This window comes from Flexivirga oryzae (assembly GCF_014190805.1).
Classification (GTDB): Bacteria; Actinomycetota; Actinomycetes; order Actinomycetales; family Dermatophilaceae; genus Flexivirga; species Flexivirga oryzae.
Map to the genome: position 1 here is coordinate 1,772,712 of NZ_JACHVQ010000001.1, position 14,581 is coordinate 1,787,292.

Below are 14,581 nucleotides of genomic sequence, written 5' to 3' on the forward strand. Positions count from 1 at the left end.
TCAGACCCGCGAGGTCCCGCGACGGTGCAGCACGCAGTCGCCGCACAGCCCGTCGGTCGCGCGATAGATCAGGCAGCAACTCGCCCGGCGGAATCCGGGACCGGTCCGCAGGTCGCCGCCGTCGATGCGAGGGTCGGTCAGCAGTTCATCGGCGGTCGTGCGTGCGGCGTCGACCAGCTCCGGTCGCGATGCGCGGAGCAGCGCGATCGTGCTGTTCGCTGCCGAGCCGAGGTTGCCCCACACGACGTGCGGGCTGACGCCATACAACGCCTGGATGCGGCCTGTGAGTTGCACGATCGCACTGTCCTGCAAGGGGTTCACCGGGTGCGGCGTGGCGGCGAAGGACAGCCGGAGCCCGCTTCGGGCGTCCAGCCGCCAGCGGATCGAGGAGGTGTGCAGGTCGAGGTGCCGTCCGAGTGCTCTCGCGCAGATATGGGCGGCGACGAGACGAGCGGCCAACCCGAACTGTTCGGTCGAGGCGGCGACCCGCGCGTCCACCTCGCCCCGGCCCGGGGTGGAGAGCGCGTCCCCGACGTGTTCGACGCGTTGACGCAGGGCCTCGTCGGTGATGCGCGTCGTCAGCGACTGCCACTCACCGGTCGGCGGCTCGGTGGGGTCGTGCAGGTCGAATGCGAGAGCGGGGCCGAGGCAGAACGGGTCGGTCATGCGGCGGCGATCCGGTCAACCAGTTGCAGCAGCGGATCGGGCAGGTGCTCGGGATCGAGCGCGGCCGACAGGGCGCCGGCGAGAAGTTCCTTGCGGCCGGATGCGACACCGCAGAACCGGTGCAGTTGCTCGGGCAGCGGACGGTCCTGCCAGGCGGGTTGCTGCCGCATGGTGGCGAGCTTCTGACCGAGGCCGAGCTGTTCGATGACGTGGACCGTCTGCGTGGCTCCGAGGGCGCGGATCAGCTCCTCCTCCAGGTCGGCCTGGCAGACGAAGAAGCCGTAGCCGGCCAGATCGCTCGGGTCGCGGACGGCACAGCCGACCTCACGGAGTGCGTGTTCCACGAAGCGGACCTCGGGAGCGTCGCAGAGCCCGAGGATCTCGAATTCGCTGCGGGCGTGGGTGAGTTCGAGGAGTTCGCGCTGCACGTTGGTGACGCCGCCAAGGTCGACGAGCTCCACGTCGTCCAACTCCAACTGCTGTGCCGCGGCTGCCGCGGTGACCGCGGCGATGTCACTCACGCCTTCGAGCAACACGACCTTCCGAACCCCGGCACGCACGTTGACACCTCCTGGCTGGTCTCACCGACTCTACGCAGCCTGCTCCGGGGCGCACTGTGCGTCGTCGGGTGCAGCGTTCGGGAAAGGCGGTTCGCACGGGCTATTTCGAGGTGTGGAAGCCACCGCTGCTGTAGAGCACCTGGCCGGTGATCCAGCCGCCGGCGGGGGAGAGCAGGAAGGTCACCAGGTCGGCGGTGTCCTGCGGGGTTCCGAGACGTCCGAGCGGAGTCTGCGCGACGCCGGCCTCGCGGATCTCGTCGTCCATCCAGCCGGTGTCGATCGGACCGGGATTGATGCAGTTCGCCCGGATGCCCGCACCTCCCAGTTCGATGGCTGCGGCGACGACGAGGCGATCGAGCGCGCCCTTACTCGTTCCGTAGGGGAGGTTGTATGCCGAGTGGTCGCTCGTGAGCGCGACGATCCGTCCAGCCTCGGCCTCTCGTACGGGCGAGGACAATTGCTCGGCGAACGCCTTGATCAGTAGCCAGTTCGTGCGGGCGTTGACCGCGTAGTGGCGATCCCAACTCTCGATGGTGGTGTCCAGTACGCCGCTGTTCACTCCTTCGGTGTGCGCGAGGACGATCGCGGTGAGGTCGTCACGACGGTTCGCCCGGCCTATGAGTGCATCGGGAACGGTCACGTCGGCGAGATCGGCCGAGATCACGTCGACCTCGGCCCCGTGAGTGCGACACTCCTGCGCGACGTCGGCGGGGTCGTCGCGCCCGTGCTCCTTGCCGAGACGTTCGTCATACGGCTGCCAGTGGTTGAGCGTGAGGTCCCAGCCGGCCGCCGCCAACGCGACGGCGAGACCCGCTGCGATACCTCGCCTGCGGCCGACTCCGGTGATCAGAACGGTTCCGTGCGACATGTGGCTCGTGTCCTTGTGGGTGCGTGGCGTGTGGTGCGACGGGCCCTTGGACGGTACGTCACCGGTTGGCACCTTCGCCGCTCGATTTTCGAATGCTCGGGTCGTGCTCGGCGGATAGCGTGTCCGGGTGGTGAGTTTCGTGAAGTCCGTGACATTCGACTGCTCGGACCCGCTGGCGGTCGCGGAGTTCTGGGCCGCTGCCCTCGGCTCGACCGTGGACGAGGACAGCACGTCGAGTCGGGCCTGGGTCGAGCCGCCCGGGTGGGGTGGGCCGACGCTGTGGTTCCAGCGGGTGCCCGAGCCGAAGGCTGCGAAGAACCGGCAACACTTCGATTTGCGCGCCGTCGGCCCGCTGGCAAAGGAAGTGCTGCGGCTCGAACGGCTCGGGGCCATGGTGATGCGCAGGTCAGACGATCTAGTCGTTATGTCCGATCCTGAGGGAAATGAGTTCTGTGTCGAGACCTGAGCGAGGGTCGTGCCGATGATGATGGGGATTCAGTTGCGACCGTTCCGGGTCCGCGATCTTCCGCAGTTGGAGCACTGGCTGCAGCCGGAGCAGGAGTGGCATCTGTGGGATGCTCCGTATTTTTCCAAGCCACCTCCGGCCGCCGTTGCTGCGCACGTTGCGCGTTTGAGCTCCAGGATCTCCGAAGGTGATTCCGAGCCGGACGAGTTCGCGATCGTCGACGACCAGGACGTGCTCGTCGGGCGAGCTGCCTGGCACTGGGAGCACGAGGCATCCAGCTGGGCGCGGTGCGGTCTCACGGTGTATGACCCGGCGGTGCGCGGGAAGGGCATCGGTGCGCAGGCGCTGCGGATGTTGACCGATGACGTCTTCGGGTCCTCGACCGCACACCGCCTCGACTTCGTGACGTGGTCCGGCAACATCGCCATGTGCCGGGTCGGTGAAAAGCTCGGCTGGACGAAGGAGGCCACGTTTCGCGAAGCTCGGGAGGTTCGCGGCATTCGTTACGACTCAGTGGTTTACGGCGTCCTGCGCGCTGAGTGGCTCTCCGTCGGGGTTCCCTGAGTAGCCCGGAGCGGTGCTGTGAACCTGGCGTCCCCTGAGTAGCCCGCAGCGGTGGTGTGAGCCTGGCGTCCCCTGAGTAGCCCGCAGCGGTGCTGTGAACCTGGCGTCCCCTGAGTAGCCCGGAGCTTGCGAAGGGCGTATCGAAGGGTCGCTCCCGGAGGCCGCCCGGGTGTGTTTGGGTTAGAAGGGTGGTGGTGGGTGAGTAGGTGTAGGTCCTGCGCCCCGTGAACGCGGGCGTCCAGGGCGGTGGCGAACCTGACCCGGTCTCGGGCGGCGGTGATCGTGGACCCGGTCAACAACTGCACCTCGTGGACGACTGCTTGGCAGGCGGCTTTGCGGTGGGCGGCGACCTTGGCCGCGTACCGGGGGTCGTCGGCGCCCACCCCGTGGTGGGCGGTGATGTCGGCGACCAGGGCCGCGGTCGCGTCCACCAGGGCCGCGTCGGCGAACGATTTCACCTTTTCGGCGGCCTGGATCAGGTCACCCAGCCGCTCCCGAGACACCTGCCCGGTATCGGTATCGGTGTGGGTGTCGGTGGTGATGGTGACGCGGGCTGGCTGGGCGCGATCGGTGTGCTCGGTCAGGGCGGTGACCGCATCCGCGATCGGTCCGGGTAGCCCGGACACGTCCACCCACCGCGGGTCGCTCGTCATGGCCGGTCACCCCTTCCCGCCTTGCCTGAGCTGCTGTTCTAGGACCGAGTCTAGGGGTGAGCACCGACAACCCCTTCGCGGCGAAACCATCACAAGCACAGCCGGTTCCGACCTCTACCGCGTGTCCTCGCGGGGTCTCGATACGGCTCCGCTAGCGCTCCGCCTACTCGACCCGCGCGGGTGCGACCCTTCGATACGCCCGTCGCAGGCTCCGGGCTACTCAGGGATCGCAGGGTCTTCGCCCGTCGCAAGCTCCGGGCTACTCAGGGATCGCAGGGGTCTTCACCCGTCGCAAGCTCCGGGCTACTCAGGGATCGCAGGGGTCTCGATACGGCTGCGCTAGCGCTCCGCCTACTCGACCTGCTTGCGGGTGACCGCCGGGCAACGCTCGGTGAGCGGGCGAGGTTCAGCGGGACGATTCGGGCCGGTAGTAATCGGCCATCAGCTCCGTCGCCCACTCCGGTTGCCGCACCTCGCCACGGGGGCCGAATTCGCGCATCCACGGCTTCATGTCCAGGATGGGCGTCCCGTCGATCGCGTCCAGGCCTTCGACCACCAGCGCACGGTGCTCGACCGAGATCAGCGCGCAACGGCTCACCCCGAGCCGATTTGGGCGCCGCTTGCCGCGCTGGCCGAAGATGCCGACGAGCGGCCAGTCGCTGCGATTTCGCGGATGCCGCGCTGTGGTCTCCACCGATCCCGGGTCGACGCGATCGAAGAGGTAGACGATCTCGAGATGGCTGAAATCCTCCAGGCCCGAAAGGCTTTCCGCGTCATACTCTTCCGCGAGTTCGATACGGCACTGGGCACCGCCCCAGAAGTCATCCTCTGGGTCGGTCCGGCCGAGGCGTACGTGTGCGATGGGGGCGACGGTGATATCCACATGGCGATCCTGCCACCCCGCAGCGTCGTAGGCGGGCTACGGTGGCGCCATCCAACGGGAGTCCGCACGATGCGTGGGCTGAGAGGGTGGTAGCCGGCCACCGACCGTCGAACCTGTCCGGGTCATGCCGGCGAAGGAAGGAAGCTCGGTGGCTACTGCCATACCTGAAACACGCGCGTTTACAGCAAGTTCCGAACTCTCGCGGGCGCGTCGGCGCGCACGCGCAGCATCGCTCGTCGGCAGCACCGTGGAGTGGTACGACTACTTCGCGTTCGCGACAGCGTCCGCCCTTGTCTTCGGAGACGTCTTCTTCCCATCGGCGCAGCGCCTCAGCGGCACCATGCAGTCGTTCGCGGTGCTCGGCGTGGGATTCGTCGCCAGACCGATCGGTGGCCTGGTCCTCGGCCGGCTCGGTGACCGTTACGGACGCCGGCGCGTCCTGCTCACGACACTCTGGACGATGGGGCTGGCGTCGACGGCCATCGGGGTGTTGCCGACAGCAGGCCAGGTGGGTTCGCTCGCACCCGTTCTGCTCGTCGTGCTGCGTCTGGTGCAGGGATTCGGAGTGGGCGGTGAGTGGGCCGGTGCGGCACTGGTCGCCGTCGAGAACGCACCCGCCGATCGCAAGGCCCGGTGGGGAAGCCTGCCCCAGATGGGTACGGCCCTCGGCGCAGTTCTCGCAACAGCGGTGTTCGTACCGGTGTCGACGCTGTCCGACGCCGCGCTCCAGACGTGGGGATGGCGCGTGCCGTTCCTGGCGAGCTCCGTCGTGCTCGCGATCGGCGTGTGGATCCGGGCCGGGATCCTGGAGACCGTCGACTTCCAGGCCCTGGAAAGCACCGGCGCGATCTCACCAGCCCCGATCACCGAGTCCGTCCGCTCGGATCGAGTGCCCTTGCTCCTGTCGGTCGGGATGCGGTTGGCCGAGAACATGTGGGGCTACTTGGTGCTCGTCTTCGCCTTGTCCTATGTGCCGCGGGCGGGTCACTTCGACCGCGACGTGGCCCTGGTCGCCGTCAGCTCGAGCGTGCTGGCTGGGGTCGGATGCTATTGGGGCGCAGCGCTGCTCGCTGACCGGGTGGGCCGGCAGAGGGTCTTCGTCGTGGGTGCGGTCTTCGGGATCGGCTTCGCGTGGCCGTTCTTCCAGATGTTGTCCAGCGACTCCCTGGTCATCGTCTGGGTCGCCCTGTTCCTCGGCTGGGGGATCGCGAGCGGAGTCAACTTCGCGATCGAACCTGCCTGGTTCACCGAGCTGTTCGGCAGAAGCACCCGCTACACCGGTCTGTCGTTGGCGTACAACGTTGCCACCATGCTGTCCGGATTCACGCCGTTCATCGCGACCGCGTTGCTCCGGTGGGGTGGCGGAGCGCGCCCGATCGTCGCCCTGCTGGTGTTGCTCGGTCTGCTGTCGCTCGGGAGCGCGTTGCTGGCGCCGGACCGGTATGGCGCCGGACGGCCGCCGGCTAGGAGGCGTTGAGGGCGCGGGCGATCATCTGGTGGCCCTGCTCCTCGAATGGCTCGTCGCCGATGAGGTGTGCCCAGACCGCAGTGTTGATCGCCTCGCGCAGGCGTTCCCGGAACCAGGCGCCGGACTCGCGGGGATCCGCGCCATACCCCTCGACGAACGCCGCCTCGCGCGCCGGGTCCTCGCGAAAGTCTCGTGCTTCCAGGCGAGTCCAGTCGGCCAGGACCGACCGCAGGGCAGCGCGTCCGAAGTCGATGACGCTGATCCGGCCATCGTGCACCAGCCAGTTGCGCGGCTGCCAGTCGCCGTGTGTGGGCACCAGTGCCACCGGTTCGTCCGGCCAACCCATCACGATGCCGCGCAGTTCGGTCTCCAACTCCGGGGAGATGCGGTGCTCCTTGTCCAGATTCTGCAAGATCTTGGCGTTCTCCCGGGCCTCGTACGACGCGTCGATCACAGCGGGCTGGCCGTGCAGTATGGCGAGCAGCTCACCGGCTTGCCGAAAGGTGTCCGGGTTGCGCTGTGCGTCGGAGCCGAGGACCAGGTGACCCGGCAGGTATTCCGTGACAACGATCTTCGCGGACCGGTCACCGGCAACGAGTCGTGGTGCCCGACCAAGCGCGACCCATGGTGCGAGCCATTGTTCATGGGCGTCGAGTTCACGTGCGATGTGGTGATTGGTTTCGCCGTCCGCCTTGACGACGAAGCGCTGCCCTTGAGACTCGACCTCGAGGACGACGTTGTCGACCAGTCCCCAGCTGTGGTCACGAACAACGTGGAGATCGGGCAACCACTCCCGGAGGAGGTCGCGCTGCGTGTCCGTGAGTGTCGACAGAGAGCGGTCCATCGTTGAGACGGTAGCGTTGCCGTAATGCGAAACAACACTCGACGCCGCGTGGTCACGGTGGGTGTCGCCGCAACTGCACTGGTCCTGGCCGCATGCTCCAGCAGTGGTTCGGGCGCCGCGTCGGTGTCGTCACCGATGTCCACGCCGGGCACTGCATCGACGACGCCGCGGACCACCGCACCGAAAGCAACCGCGCCGACAAGCAGCGCGCCTGCTGCACGGCGCGACCCACTGACCGGTCTCGCGCGGAACGGTAACCCGGTCATCGCCGTGAAGCTGGAGAACACGGCCGCCGCCATGCCGCAGTTCGGCCTGTCGGCAGCGGATCTCGTCTTCGTCGAAGAGGTCGAAGGCAGCTTGACGAGGCTGATGCCGGTCTACCAGTCACGTTTTCCACGGCGCGTCGAACCGGTCCGGAGCGTGCGCAGCACCGACATCGATCTCCTCCCGATGTTCGGTAAACCGCTGCTCGTCTACTCCGGGGTCGCCTCGCAGGTCCGGCCCAAGCTCAGCAATGCCTCGATCACGTTGGACTCCCAGGGGACGCGCGATCCGGGGCGGGTCGCGCCGCACAACCTCTACTTCGACCTGGCCGCGCTCTCGAAGCGCAAGGGGCTGCCGACATCCCGCGACATCGGATTGCGGTTCGGCTCGGCCACCCGCCTGAAGACGGCTACTCGGGAGACGCAGTTCACGGTGCAGATCGGGGGCGACCGGTTCTCGTTCTCCTACAAGGCAAACCGCTACCTGCCGAGCTGGAACGGTCGCGCATACACCGACAGTGGCGCTGGCGGTCAGCAGGTCACCGCCAGCAACGTGCTGGTGCTCAAGACCCGCACCGTGTCCGACGGTTACAAGGACCCGGCGGGAACCCCCGTGTACAAGACCGTGTCCGTCGGGAAGGGCTCCCTCACCCTCTACCGTGACGGCAGACGGGTGACCGGCACCTGGGATCGGACCGCGAAGAACAATCCGTTCAGGCTGCGCGACGACCGGGGTCGGCAACTGCAGCTTGCGCGGGGCAAGACCTGGATCCTGTTACAGAGCTGACGTGGACACGACCGATGCAGTGATGACCGACGCGGAGCGGGAGGCGCTCGGCCGCGCTCTCACACAGTCGCCGTTCATGCACCTGCGCGGCGGCGCCGGCTTCGGCTGCATCTCCTGGTTGCTCGCGGGCGGCCTGCTCACGGTCGTGCTGGGGAGCACGTGGAACCAGGCGGAACCCAACCGACCGCTGGTGAATTGGCCACTGGTTGCGGGTGGTTGGATTGCCGTCGTCATCGCAGTCTGCGCTGCCGGGTTCTACCTGTCGAGGCTGGCCAGCTTCTTCCGCAGTGTCCGGGCCTGGTCGACGGCCGAGGTGACCCAGCGGGCGCGGATCTTCACGCCGCCGAGCCCTCTCGAGACCACCTTGTCCACGTTGTCCGTGCAACAGGGGACCGGTCCCGGCGTGACCTGGGCGTTGGGTGCCGCCCTCATGCCCCCGTGCGGGCTGGTCGCGGCTCCGCTCTGCCTGGTGGTGATCGGCATCATTACCAGTGACTGGCGTTCCGGGCAGACCACCCTGTCCGGCTTGCAGCAGGTCGAGTTGGCCGGTGCAACAGTGGGATCACTCGTCGTCAGTTCGATCTTCGTGGTCGTCCTGGTCGGCTTCCAGAAGGCCGGCATGCGGCTCCGGCGACTGCACGCGGAGCACTGAGTCAGCGTCCGGGTTCCGGCATACGCAAGAACATCGAAACCCCTAGGGCGATCGCAGGAAGCACGAGCAGGACCGTCAACGCCATACGCAGACTGGTCGCGTCCGCGAGCCAGCCGACCAAGGGGTTGGCGAGCCCGCCGATGCTGACGGCGAGCCCCACCGTCACTCCGCTCGCGGTGCCGATCCGATTCGGCAGATAGTTCTGGCCGAGTAGGACGAAAACACTGAACGGGAGATACGTCGCGATACCGGTAACGGCGACGCACACCATCGCCATCGGGGTGGACGGCGCCAGGAGTGCGCCGGACAGAGCGGGGATCGCCAGTGCGAAACCGCTGCGAATACTCACGATCGGACTGAACCGGTCACCCAGCCAACCTCCGACCAGGGTGCCGAGGGCACCGGTCACCAGGAAGACGGTGAGCGCGGCGTTGCCCGTTGCCTTGGACGTCCCGAGCTGATTGATGAAGTAGAGCGAGACGAACGACGTCACGCCGAAGAAGAAGATCGATCGGACGATCACGATCGCTGTGAGTGTCGAGAAGGCGCGCCAGTCGTCGTCACCGCTGGGCAGTCGCGACTTCGAGCGGTGCTCCTCGCGCTGGTCGAGGGTGCGGCCGAGGGTCCGCGACAGGATCAGCGCCATCACGATCGCGGGCAGGACCAGCAAACCGGTGCCGTGCACCCCGAGCCAGAGCAGCACGGGTGTGGCGACGAGGGTCCCCAGTGCATAACCGGCGTTTCCGCCGAGCGCGAAGACACTCATCGCGGTGTTGCTGTTGCCCGCCGCCTGCCGGGCGCCGCGGGCGGCCTCCGGGTGGAAGGCCGCGATGCCGAGACCGGACAGGGCGACCACCAGCCAGGTGAGGATGTATGACGGCATCAGCCCCGCCAGGGACGCGCCGACGCCGGCGAGCAGCATTCCTGCCGGCACCATCCAGCGACGCGAGCCGCGGTCGGCGAGCACCCCGAAAGCCGGCTGCGCCACGGAGCTGAGCACGGTGGCTGCGAGGGTGATGCCCGAGATCGCGGCGTAGCTGTAGTGCCGCTGGGACACCAGGAACGGCAACAGCGCAGGTATGACGCCCTGGTAGAAGTCGTCCACCACGTGCGCGCCCGCGACCAACGCCACTCCGCGGACATTGACGGGCGTCTTCTGGTGCACCCTTCGACGGTAGAGGTGGTGGGTGCCGTAGTCCTGGCTGTATAGGTGAGTTCCGACAGCGTTTGCCGATGAGTTTCGACAGCACCCCGGGCTGCAGCGGGCCCGAAATGTAGGTGACTTTCGGCAGCACCATTCCGGTGGCGGCTGCTTGGACGACCTGTGCATGGCGCGAAACAGTGACACGTACGCGGGTAGGATCACCGCCACGACGATGGCTACTGACACGACCAACGTCGCGGTCCGGGGCATACCGGGGGGACAACTGGTGGATGATGAAACCTCAGATCTCCGTTGCCAATCTTAAGGGTCGATGCGTGGGTGCCTGGGTGAGGATTTGTATTCGTTGTCTGCAAGCAGCGGCGGCCGTGATGCTAGGAGCGACCCTGTACGGGTTGGGGGTCAGCTGGTCCGAGTCGGCCAACGGCCCTGTGACGCAGCCCGATTTCTCGAGCCGGGTCGGTACCTTTGTCGCTTCAGGAGCGTTGCTCTTTTTGCCGGTTCTTGTGCTGTCGGGCATCGTGCTTCTAGGCGCCATGCTGTCGACGAAGGTGGCGGATCGGCTCGCGGCAGGCCCTGAGCCCCAGACCTCTGCACGGTGGCAGAGCGCTCAAATCGAGACTGGGGTGCTTTCGGCCGTTTCGCTGGCTATCGGCGCCGTGATTGTCGTCGCCGGTTTGATCGGGGTTTCGGCGCCGCATAGTGACGTTCCGGCCGAGCAGCTGCGGAGTGCAGCGATCGGTTCCTTGGCGTGCGGCAGTGCGACGGTGTTGCTTGCGGTGGCGGGCCTGGCCGTGTGGTGGTCCGAGGCGGCCGCGCGACGGTCGGCAGCGGCACGCCGACTGTCAGCCATGGCTAGCGACAGATTCGATGCTCCCAGCAGCACGACCGGCCAGCGGTAAGCGGGCCATGTCCTGGCCGTAACTGGCTGAATCATGTCTCGCAGGAACTTCCACCCTTTCCCCCGTATTTGGAGGTAGTGCGCGTATTATCACGCCCGCACGATGCAGCAACTTTGCGGCATCAATTTCGAAGGGGAACAGGGGATTCATGAAGATTTTACGACGCATAGGCCTGGTCACCGGCCTGCTCGGCATTAGCAGCGTCATCGGCCCGGTCGCCACAGCTCACGCGGAAGTACCGCAGCACGCAACAAATGTGATCAGAAACTACACGGCCTCGACTTCGAACGTCGGCCAGTGCGGCCGCGCCCTCTCGGCCCGGGTCGGTGCGTGGTCGTGCCCTGATGCCACCGGGAGGAACCAACGCCCGGGAGGTGTCCCCGGCATCGATACCACCACCCTCCGGGGGCGGCGGGTGGTGTAGCACCAGTGGCGATGCGGAGGCGTGTTACAACGAGAGTAGGACCGTCGCAACGGTCGATGGCAACGGTAACTATGGGTACGGGTCGAAGGTCCTTGGGGAAGTACACATGCACGTCACATTTTCCTTGAACGGCCACCGCGTGACCTCGAAGAGCAGCATCTCCCCTACCCACTCCGTCGAAAACTTTCTCTTTCAATCACAGTTGCTTCGTACAAGTTCCGGGGCTGAAGGGGCATCAGCCACGCACGTCGGTACAGAGATCGAATCCAAAGAGACGACGATCGCTGGCGGCAAGTCGTATTCGTGGAATGCCCCTGGTCTGTACAACAACACGTACCGCTACTACGCGGGCGAAGTGGGCGGCAGCTGGGAGGTGAGCGGCTACCCAGGGTTCTGGTGGATGAACCTCCGCTCACCGATCTGGCACTGCGCGAGTTCGACGTCGGCTTGCTACTTCGAATGGGACCTTCCGGCAGATGCGGCAGATGGTGGATACAACGCGTAATGAAGTCAGGACGTACCCGTTGCCGCGCACCGGGCATGTGCTCGACCGGGACGCTACGAACGGTCGGTATCGAATACGTCCTGCCGAGTCGTCTACCCAGGACTCGGCCGACGAGTCCTGGGTAGACGACCCCACGGACCTGTTCATCGGCGACGTCATCGTGGAGGAGCAGGGCCGCCGGATGGCCATCGCAGTCGGCGTCAGCGCGCACCCGCCCAGGTTTAGGGCACGAGTAGGGCACCGCGGTTGGCAGCCCTACGACGTCATATCCGACGGTCAACTCTGGGTTGCCGTGTACCCGTGGGAATGCACCCAGATCACCGTAACCGTCAACGGCGCCGCATCAGAGTTCGACCGCCCTCGACGCCGCTTCCGGCAGCGATAGCCTCGCAAGTCCTTCAGTGAGGTTTCTCACCAGTCTCTCGTCGCCTCTGGCGGGGCGGCCCGGCCGGGCCGAAAATGGTGTTTCCGGTCGCCCCCTGATGTCGGCAGCTCTTCGGTCCCCCGAGGCCGTTCAGCAGTCTGGCACTCGGAGCCGCGTGTGGGCCTTCAATGTCGCCGTCGAGCACGAGGACTAGATTCCGCTTCCCTTTGCGGCTCCTGCGGACGACCGGGCACCTCAGGTCTGCGTCGCCGAGGGTGCTCGCCCGTCACGAGCAGCGGCGGTCAAGTCCTACGGCACGCGCAGGCCGGACTCAGCGGAGACGCTCACTGACATCCAATCGGCTACATGCCCAGGTGCTGTTGAAACTCATCGGCAAACGCTGTCGGAACTCACCTACACGGCCATAGTCCGCTGCGGGTCCCGAAGACTGCTCAGCGTGCGGCGCGCAGCACGTCGAACTCGCAGCCGGGGGAGTCCGGGTCGAAGCCGTGCTCGATCAGCCAGCGTGCCGCAAGCAGGCTGCGCGCCGACCACCAACCGCGTATGACGTCGAGGTCGACCGGAGCGCCATATCCGGTCAATAGGTCGTGGAGGCGTTCTTCATGGCCGAGAGTCAGCGTCGCGAGATCGTAGAGCGGGTCGCCCTGGGCGCCTTCCGACCAGTCGAGCACACCGGTGATCTCCTCGTTGTCGTCGACGAACACATGCGCGATCTGCAGATCGCCGTGGGCGAATGCCGGCGTCCACGGGCGGAGCGCGGCCTCGGCGACCTTGCGGTTGCGTGAGACGAGCGCGGCCGGGAGTACGTCGTGCGCGATCAGCCAGGAGCACTCCTGGTCGAGTTCCGCTGCGAGCTCGTCGTGACCCGGGGCGGTCCACGGTGGCAGCGGTGCCTCGTGCAGCTTTCGTATGGTGGCGCCGGCCGCGACCCAGGCCGCCGGAGGAGCGCTCAACGGTTCACCGAGCTTTCCGAGCGGCTTCCCGGGAACCGTTGCGAGAGCGAGCACGGAGGGCTGGTGCCAGAGCACCTGCGGTGTCGGGATAGGTGCGAGATCCATTGCGATGATTTCGTGTTCGATCCGTGCCGGATCCGCGTCGACCTTGAGAAACACGTTGCCCACACGCAGCGTGGTCCGCTCCGAGTGCGCGACGACGATCTCGATCTCAGGCACGCCAGCAAGCATACGGATCGCAATGGCATACTTGTGGCATGTCTCGCATACGACTCAGCACCACGGTCGACTCGGACCTGTTGGACTCTGCGCGTCGCCTCCGGTCCGGCCTCACGGACGCGGCTCTCATGGACGAAGCCCTGACGTCGCTGCTCGCGAGTCACCGTGCCGCAGAGATCGATGCGAACTATGCCGCGTACGACGAGCATCCACTCGACGAACCCGATGAGTGGGGTGACCTGGCATCGTTCCGACGCAACGTCGCAGCCTCGTGAATGCCGTGCCCCGGCGTGGCGAGGTGTGGTGGTGCGAAATGGCCGAGATCGGACGTAGACCGGTCGTCGTGCTGTCGCGGGACGCGGTGATTCCCCGACATCGTCGGGCACTCATCGCGCCGTGCACCACAACCATCCGCGGGTTGGTGAGCGAAGTCGTCCTCGAGCCGGAAGACGATCCGATCCCGCTGCGATCGGCGGTCAACCTCGACTCCGTCGAAAGTGTGTCGCTCGCGGTGCTGGTCGAACGGCTCGGACGCCTCAGTGACAGCAGAATGCGGCAGGTGTGCGAGGCCCTTTCGGTCGCTGTCGACTGCGGAGGTTGAGCGTCCGGGGAGTGCACTTGAGTTTCCTGGAACTAGCTCGCTCGATCCGTCCGCAGTTTCGGTCTGGAGAAGACCTTGATTAAGGTCTTAAAGTTTGTACTATTGACGCGTGAGAACGTTATCGATCAGCGCGGCGAAGGCGAAGCTGAACGAGCTCGTTGACGACGCCGCACGCACGCATGAGCACGTCACGTTTACCAAGAACGGTGCGCCGGTGGCCGTCATGATTTCTGCGGATGAGTGGGAGTCGATTCAAGACACGTTGTTCTGGCAGTCTCAGCCCGGGATCCGCGAAGACCTCGCGCAGGCCGACGACGACACTGCCACCAGCAACACTGTCAGCGCTGACGACCTGCGTACCCGGTACGGCTTGCCGCCGGTGCGATGAGCGATGAGCGGTTGTGGCGCGTCGAACTGACATCGCCAGCAATCCGTGATCTAGGCCGGATCCCGCCTCGGTACGCCAGCGCGATCGTCGAGTTTCTGACCGCAGTCCTGCCGATCGACCCGCCTCGCATGGGCAAGCCGATGCACAACGAACTCGAAGGTCTTCAGGGAGCCCGGCGTGGTGACTATCGCGTGCTGTACCGGATCGATCAGGAACAAAATGCCCTGTTCGTGATCCGGATCGACCACTGTGGACGTATTTACAGGACTCGATGAGCCGAATCCGAGCCAGGGTCGCGGGCTCGACGCTCTTGTTCCTTGTGGTCTTGGTAGCTGGGTCCGCCCTCGCGTGCGCCGGTTGTGTCACTA

Annotated in this window: 18 protein-coding genes; 10 read left to right on the forward strand and 8 right to left on the reverse strand. The window is 66.2% G+C overall.

What is annotated here, in order from left to right; genetic code table 11:
* The 3 genes from FHU39_RS08180 to FHU39_RS08190 all read right to left on the reverse strand — a co-directional run bounded on the left by FHU39_RS08180 (position 1) and on the right by FHU39_RS08190 (position 2,094).
* Entirely contained in the window at positions 1 to 666 is a 666-nt protein-coding gene (locus tag FHU39_RS08180; RefSeq protein ID WP_183319890.1) for a (2Fe-2S)-binding protein, read from the reverse strand.
* Positions 663 to 1,226, reverse strand: a complete 564-nt coding sequence (locus FHU39_RS08185) for a hypothetical protein (protein ID WP_183319891.1) — start codon at positions 1,224 to 1,226, stop codon at positions 663 to 665. Before FHU39_RS08185 ends, FHU39_RS08180 begins: the two co-directional genes overlap by 4 nt.
* Before the next feature lie 100 nt (positions 1,227 to 1,326).
* Positions 1,327 to 2,094, reverse strand: coding sequence for an SDR family oxidoreductase (locus FHU39_RS08190; RefSeq protein ID WP_183319892.1), 768 nt, complete (start codon positions 2,092 to 2,094; stop codon positions 1,327 to 1,329).
* A gap of 139 nt (positions 2,095 to 2,233) precedes the next feature.
* Between FHU39_RS08190 and FHU39_RS08195 the strand changes: the two genes are divergently transcribed.
* Together FHU39_RS08195 and FHU39_RS08200 are read left to right on the forward strand one after the other, a co-directional pair.
* Positions 2,234 to 2,560: a VOC family protein gene (locus tag FHU39_RS08195; RefSeq protein WP_343065785.1), complete on the forward strand. Its 327-nt coding sequence runs from the start codon at positions 2,234 to 2,236 to the stop codon at positions 2,558 to 2,560.
* Between the two features lie 15 nt (positions 2,561 to 2,575).
* A complete protein-coding gene (locus tag FHU39_RS08200) occupies positions 2,576 to 3,124 on the forward strand; it encodes a GNAT family N-acetyltransferase (protein ID WP_246336185.1) in 549 nt (182 codons plus the stop codon).
* Here FHU39_RS08200 and FHU39_RS08205 read toward each other — a convergent pair.
* Entirely contained in the window at positions 3,079 to 3,777 is a 699-nt protein-coding gene (locus tag FHU39_RS08205; protein WP_183319894.1) for a hypothetical protein, read from the reverse strand. The two genes, FHU39_RS08200 and FHU39_RS08205, sit on opposite strands and share 46 nt — an antisense overlap.
* Positions 3,778 to 4,183: 406 nt before the next feature.
* The gene (locus tag FHU39_RS08210; protein ID WP_183319895.1) at positions 4,184 to 4,660 is read right to left on the reverse strand and encodes a TrmO family methyltransferase domain-containing protein; all 477 of its coding nucleotides are present in this window, start codon (positions 4,658 to 4,660) and stop codon (positions 4,184 to 4,186) included.
* Between the two features lie 148 nt (positions 4,661 to 4,808).
* Here FHU39_RS08210 and FHU39_RS08215 point away from each other — a divergent pair, with 148 nt between their 5' ends.
* Complete coding sequence (locus tag FHU39_RS08215; protein WP_183319896.1) at positions 4,809 to 6,137, forward strand: MFS transporter; 1,329 nt, start codon at positions 4,809 to 4,811, stop codon at positions 6,135 to 6,137.
* Here the strand turns inward: FHU39_RS08215 and FHU39_RS08220 are convergent.
* Positions 6,124 to 6,972 (reverse strand): phosphotransferase, encoded by an 849-nt coding sequence (locus FHU39_RS08220; protein ID WP_183319897.1) that lies wholly within the window; start codon positions 6,970 to 6,972, stop codon positions 6,124 to 6,126. The two genes, FHU39_RS08215 and FHU39_RS08220, sit on opposite strands and share 14 nt — an antisense overlap.
* A gap of 24 nt (positions 6,973 to 6,996) precedes the next feature.
* Between FHU39_RS08220 and FHU39_RS08225 the strand changes: the two genes are divergently transcribed.
* Both FHU39_RS08225 and FHU39_RS08230 read left to right on the forward strand, forming a co-directional pair.
* The gene (locus FHU39_RS08225; RefSeq protein ID WP_183319898.1) at positions 6,997 to 8,022 is read left to right on the forward strand and encodes a DUF3048 domain-containing protein; all 1,026 of its coding nucleotides are present in this window, start codon (positions 6,997 to 6,999) and stop codon (positions 8,020 to 8,022) included.
* Between the two features lies 1 nt (position 8,023).
* On the forward strand, positions 8,024 to 8,674 hold the full coding sequence (locus FHU39_RS08230; RefSeq protein ID WP_183319899.1) for a hypothetical protein: 651 nt from the start codon (positions 8,024 to 8,026) through the stop codon (positions 8,672 to 8,674).
* Between the two features lies 1 nt (position 8,675).
* Here FHU39_RS08230 and FHU39_RS08235 read toward each other — a convergent pair whose 3' ends face one another.
* Positions 8,676 to 9,839 (reverse strand): MFS transporter, encoded by a 1,164-nt coding sequence (locus FHU39_RS08235; protein WP_221185178.1) that lies wholly within the window; start codon positions 9,837 to 9,839, stop codon positions 8,676 to 8,678.
* Positions 9,840 to 11,268: 1,429 nt separating this feature from the next.
* Here FHU39_RS08235 and FHU39_RS08240 point away from each other — a divergent pair.
* Positions 11,269 to 11,667 (forward strand): hypothetical protein, encoded by a 399-nt coding sequence (locus tag FHU39_RS08240; RefSeq protein WP_183319901.1) that lies wholly within the window; start codon positions 11,269 to 11,271, stop codon positions 11,665 to 11,667.
* A gap of 816 nt (positions 11,668 to 12,483) precedes the next feature.
* Here the strand turns inward: FHU39_RS08240 and FHU39_RS08245 are convergent.
* Positions 12,484 to 13,224, reverse strand: coding sequence for a phosphotransferase (locus FHU39_RS08245; RefSeq protein ID WP_183319902.1), 741 nt, complete (start codon positions 13,222 to 13,224; stop codon positions 12,484 to 12,486).
* 38 nt (positions 13,225 to 13,262) lie between these two features.
* Between FHU39_RS08245 and FHU39_RS08250 the strand changes: the two genes are divergently transcribed.
* The 4 genes from FHU39_RS08250 (at position 13,263) to FHU39_RS08265 (ending at position 14,488) form a co-directional block, all read left to right on the forward strand.
* On the forward strand, positions 13,263 to 13,499 hold the full coding sequence (locus FHU39_RS08250) for a DUF2191 domain-containing protein (protein ID WP_183319903.1): 237 nt from the start codon (positions 13,263 to 13,265) through the stop codon (positions 13,497 to 13,499).
* A 23-nt stretch (positions 13,500 to 13,522) separates the two neighbouring features.
* Entirely contained in the window at positions 13,523 to 13,825 is a 303-nt protein-coding gene (locus FHU39_RS08255) for a type II toxin-antitoxin system PemK/MazF family toxin (RefSeq protein WP_343065870.1), read from the forward strand.
* Between the two features lie 109 nt (positions 13,826 to 13,934).
* Positions 13,935 to 14,213: a type II toxin-antitoxin system prevent-host-death family antitoxin gene (locus FHU39_RS08260; RefSeq protein WP_183319905.1), complete on the forward strand. Its 279-nt coding sequence runs from the start codon at positions 13,935 to 13,937 to the stop codon at positions 14,211 to 14,213.
* Positions 14,210 to 14,488, forward strand: coding sequence for a type II toxin-antitoxin system RelE family toxin (locus FHU39_RS08265; RefSeq protein ID WP_183319906.1), 279 nt, complete (start codon positions 14,210 to 14,212; stop codon positions 14,486 to 14,488). Before FHU39_RS08260 ends, FHU39_RS08265 begins: the two co-directional genes overlap by 4 nt.
* The last annotated feature ends 93 nt before the right edge of the window (positions 14,489 to 14,581 follow it).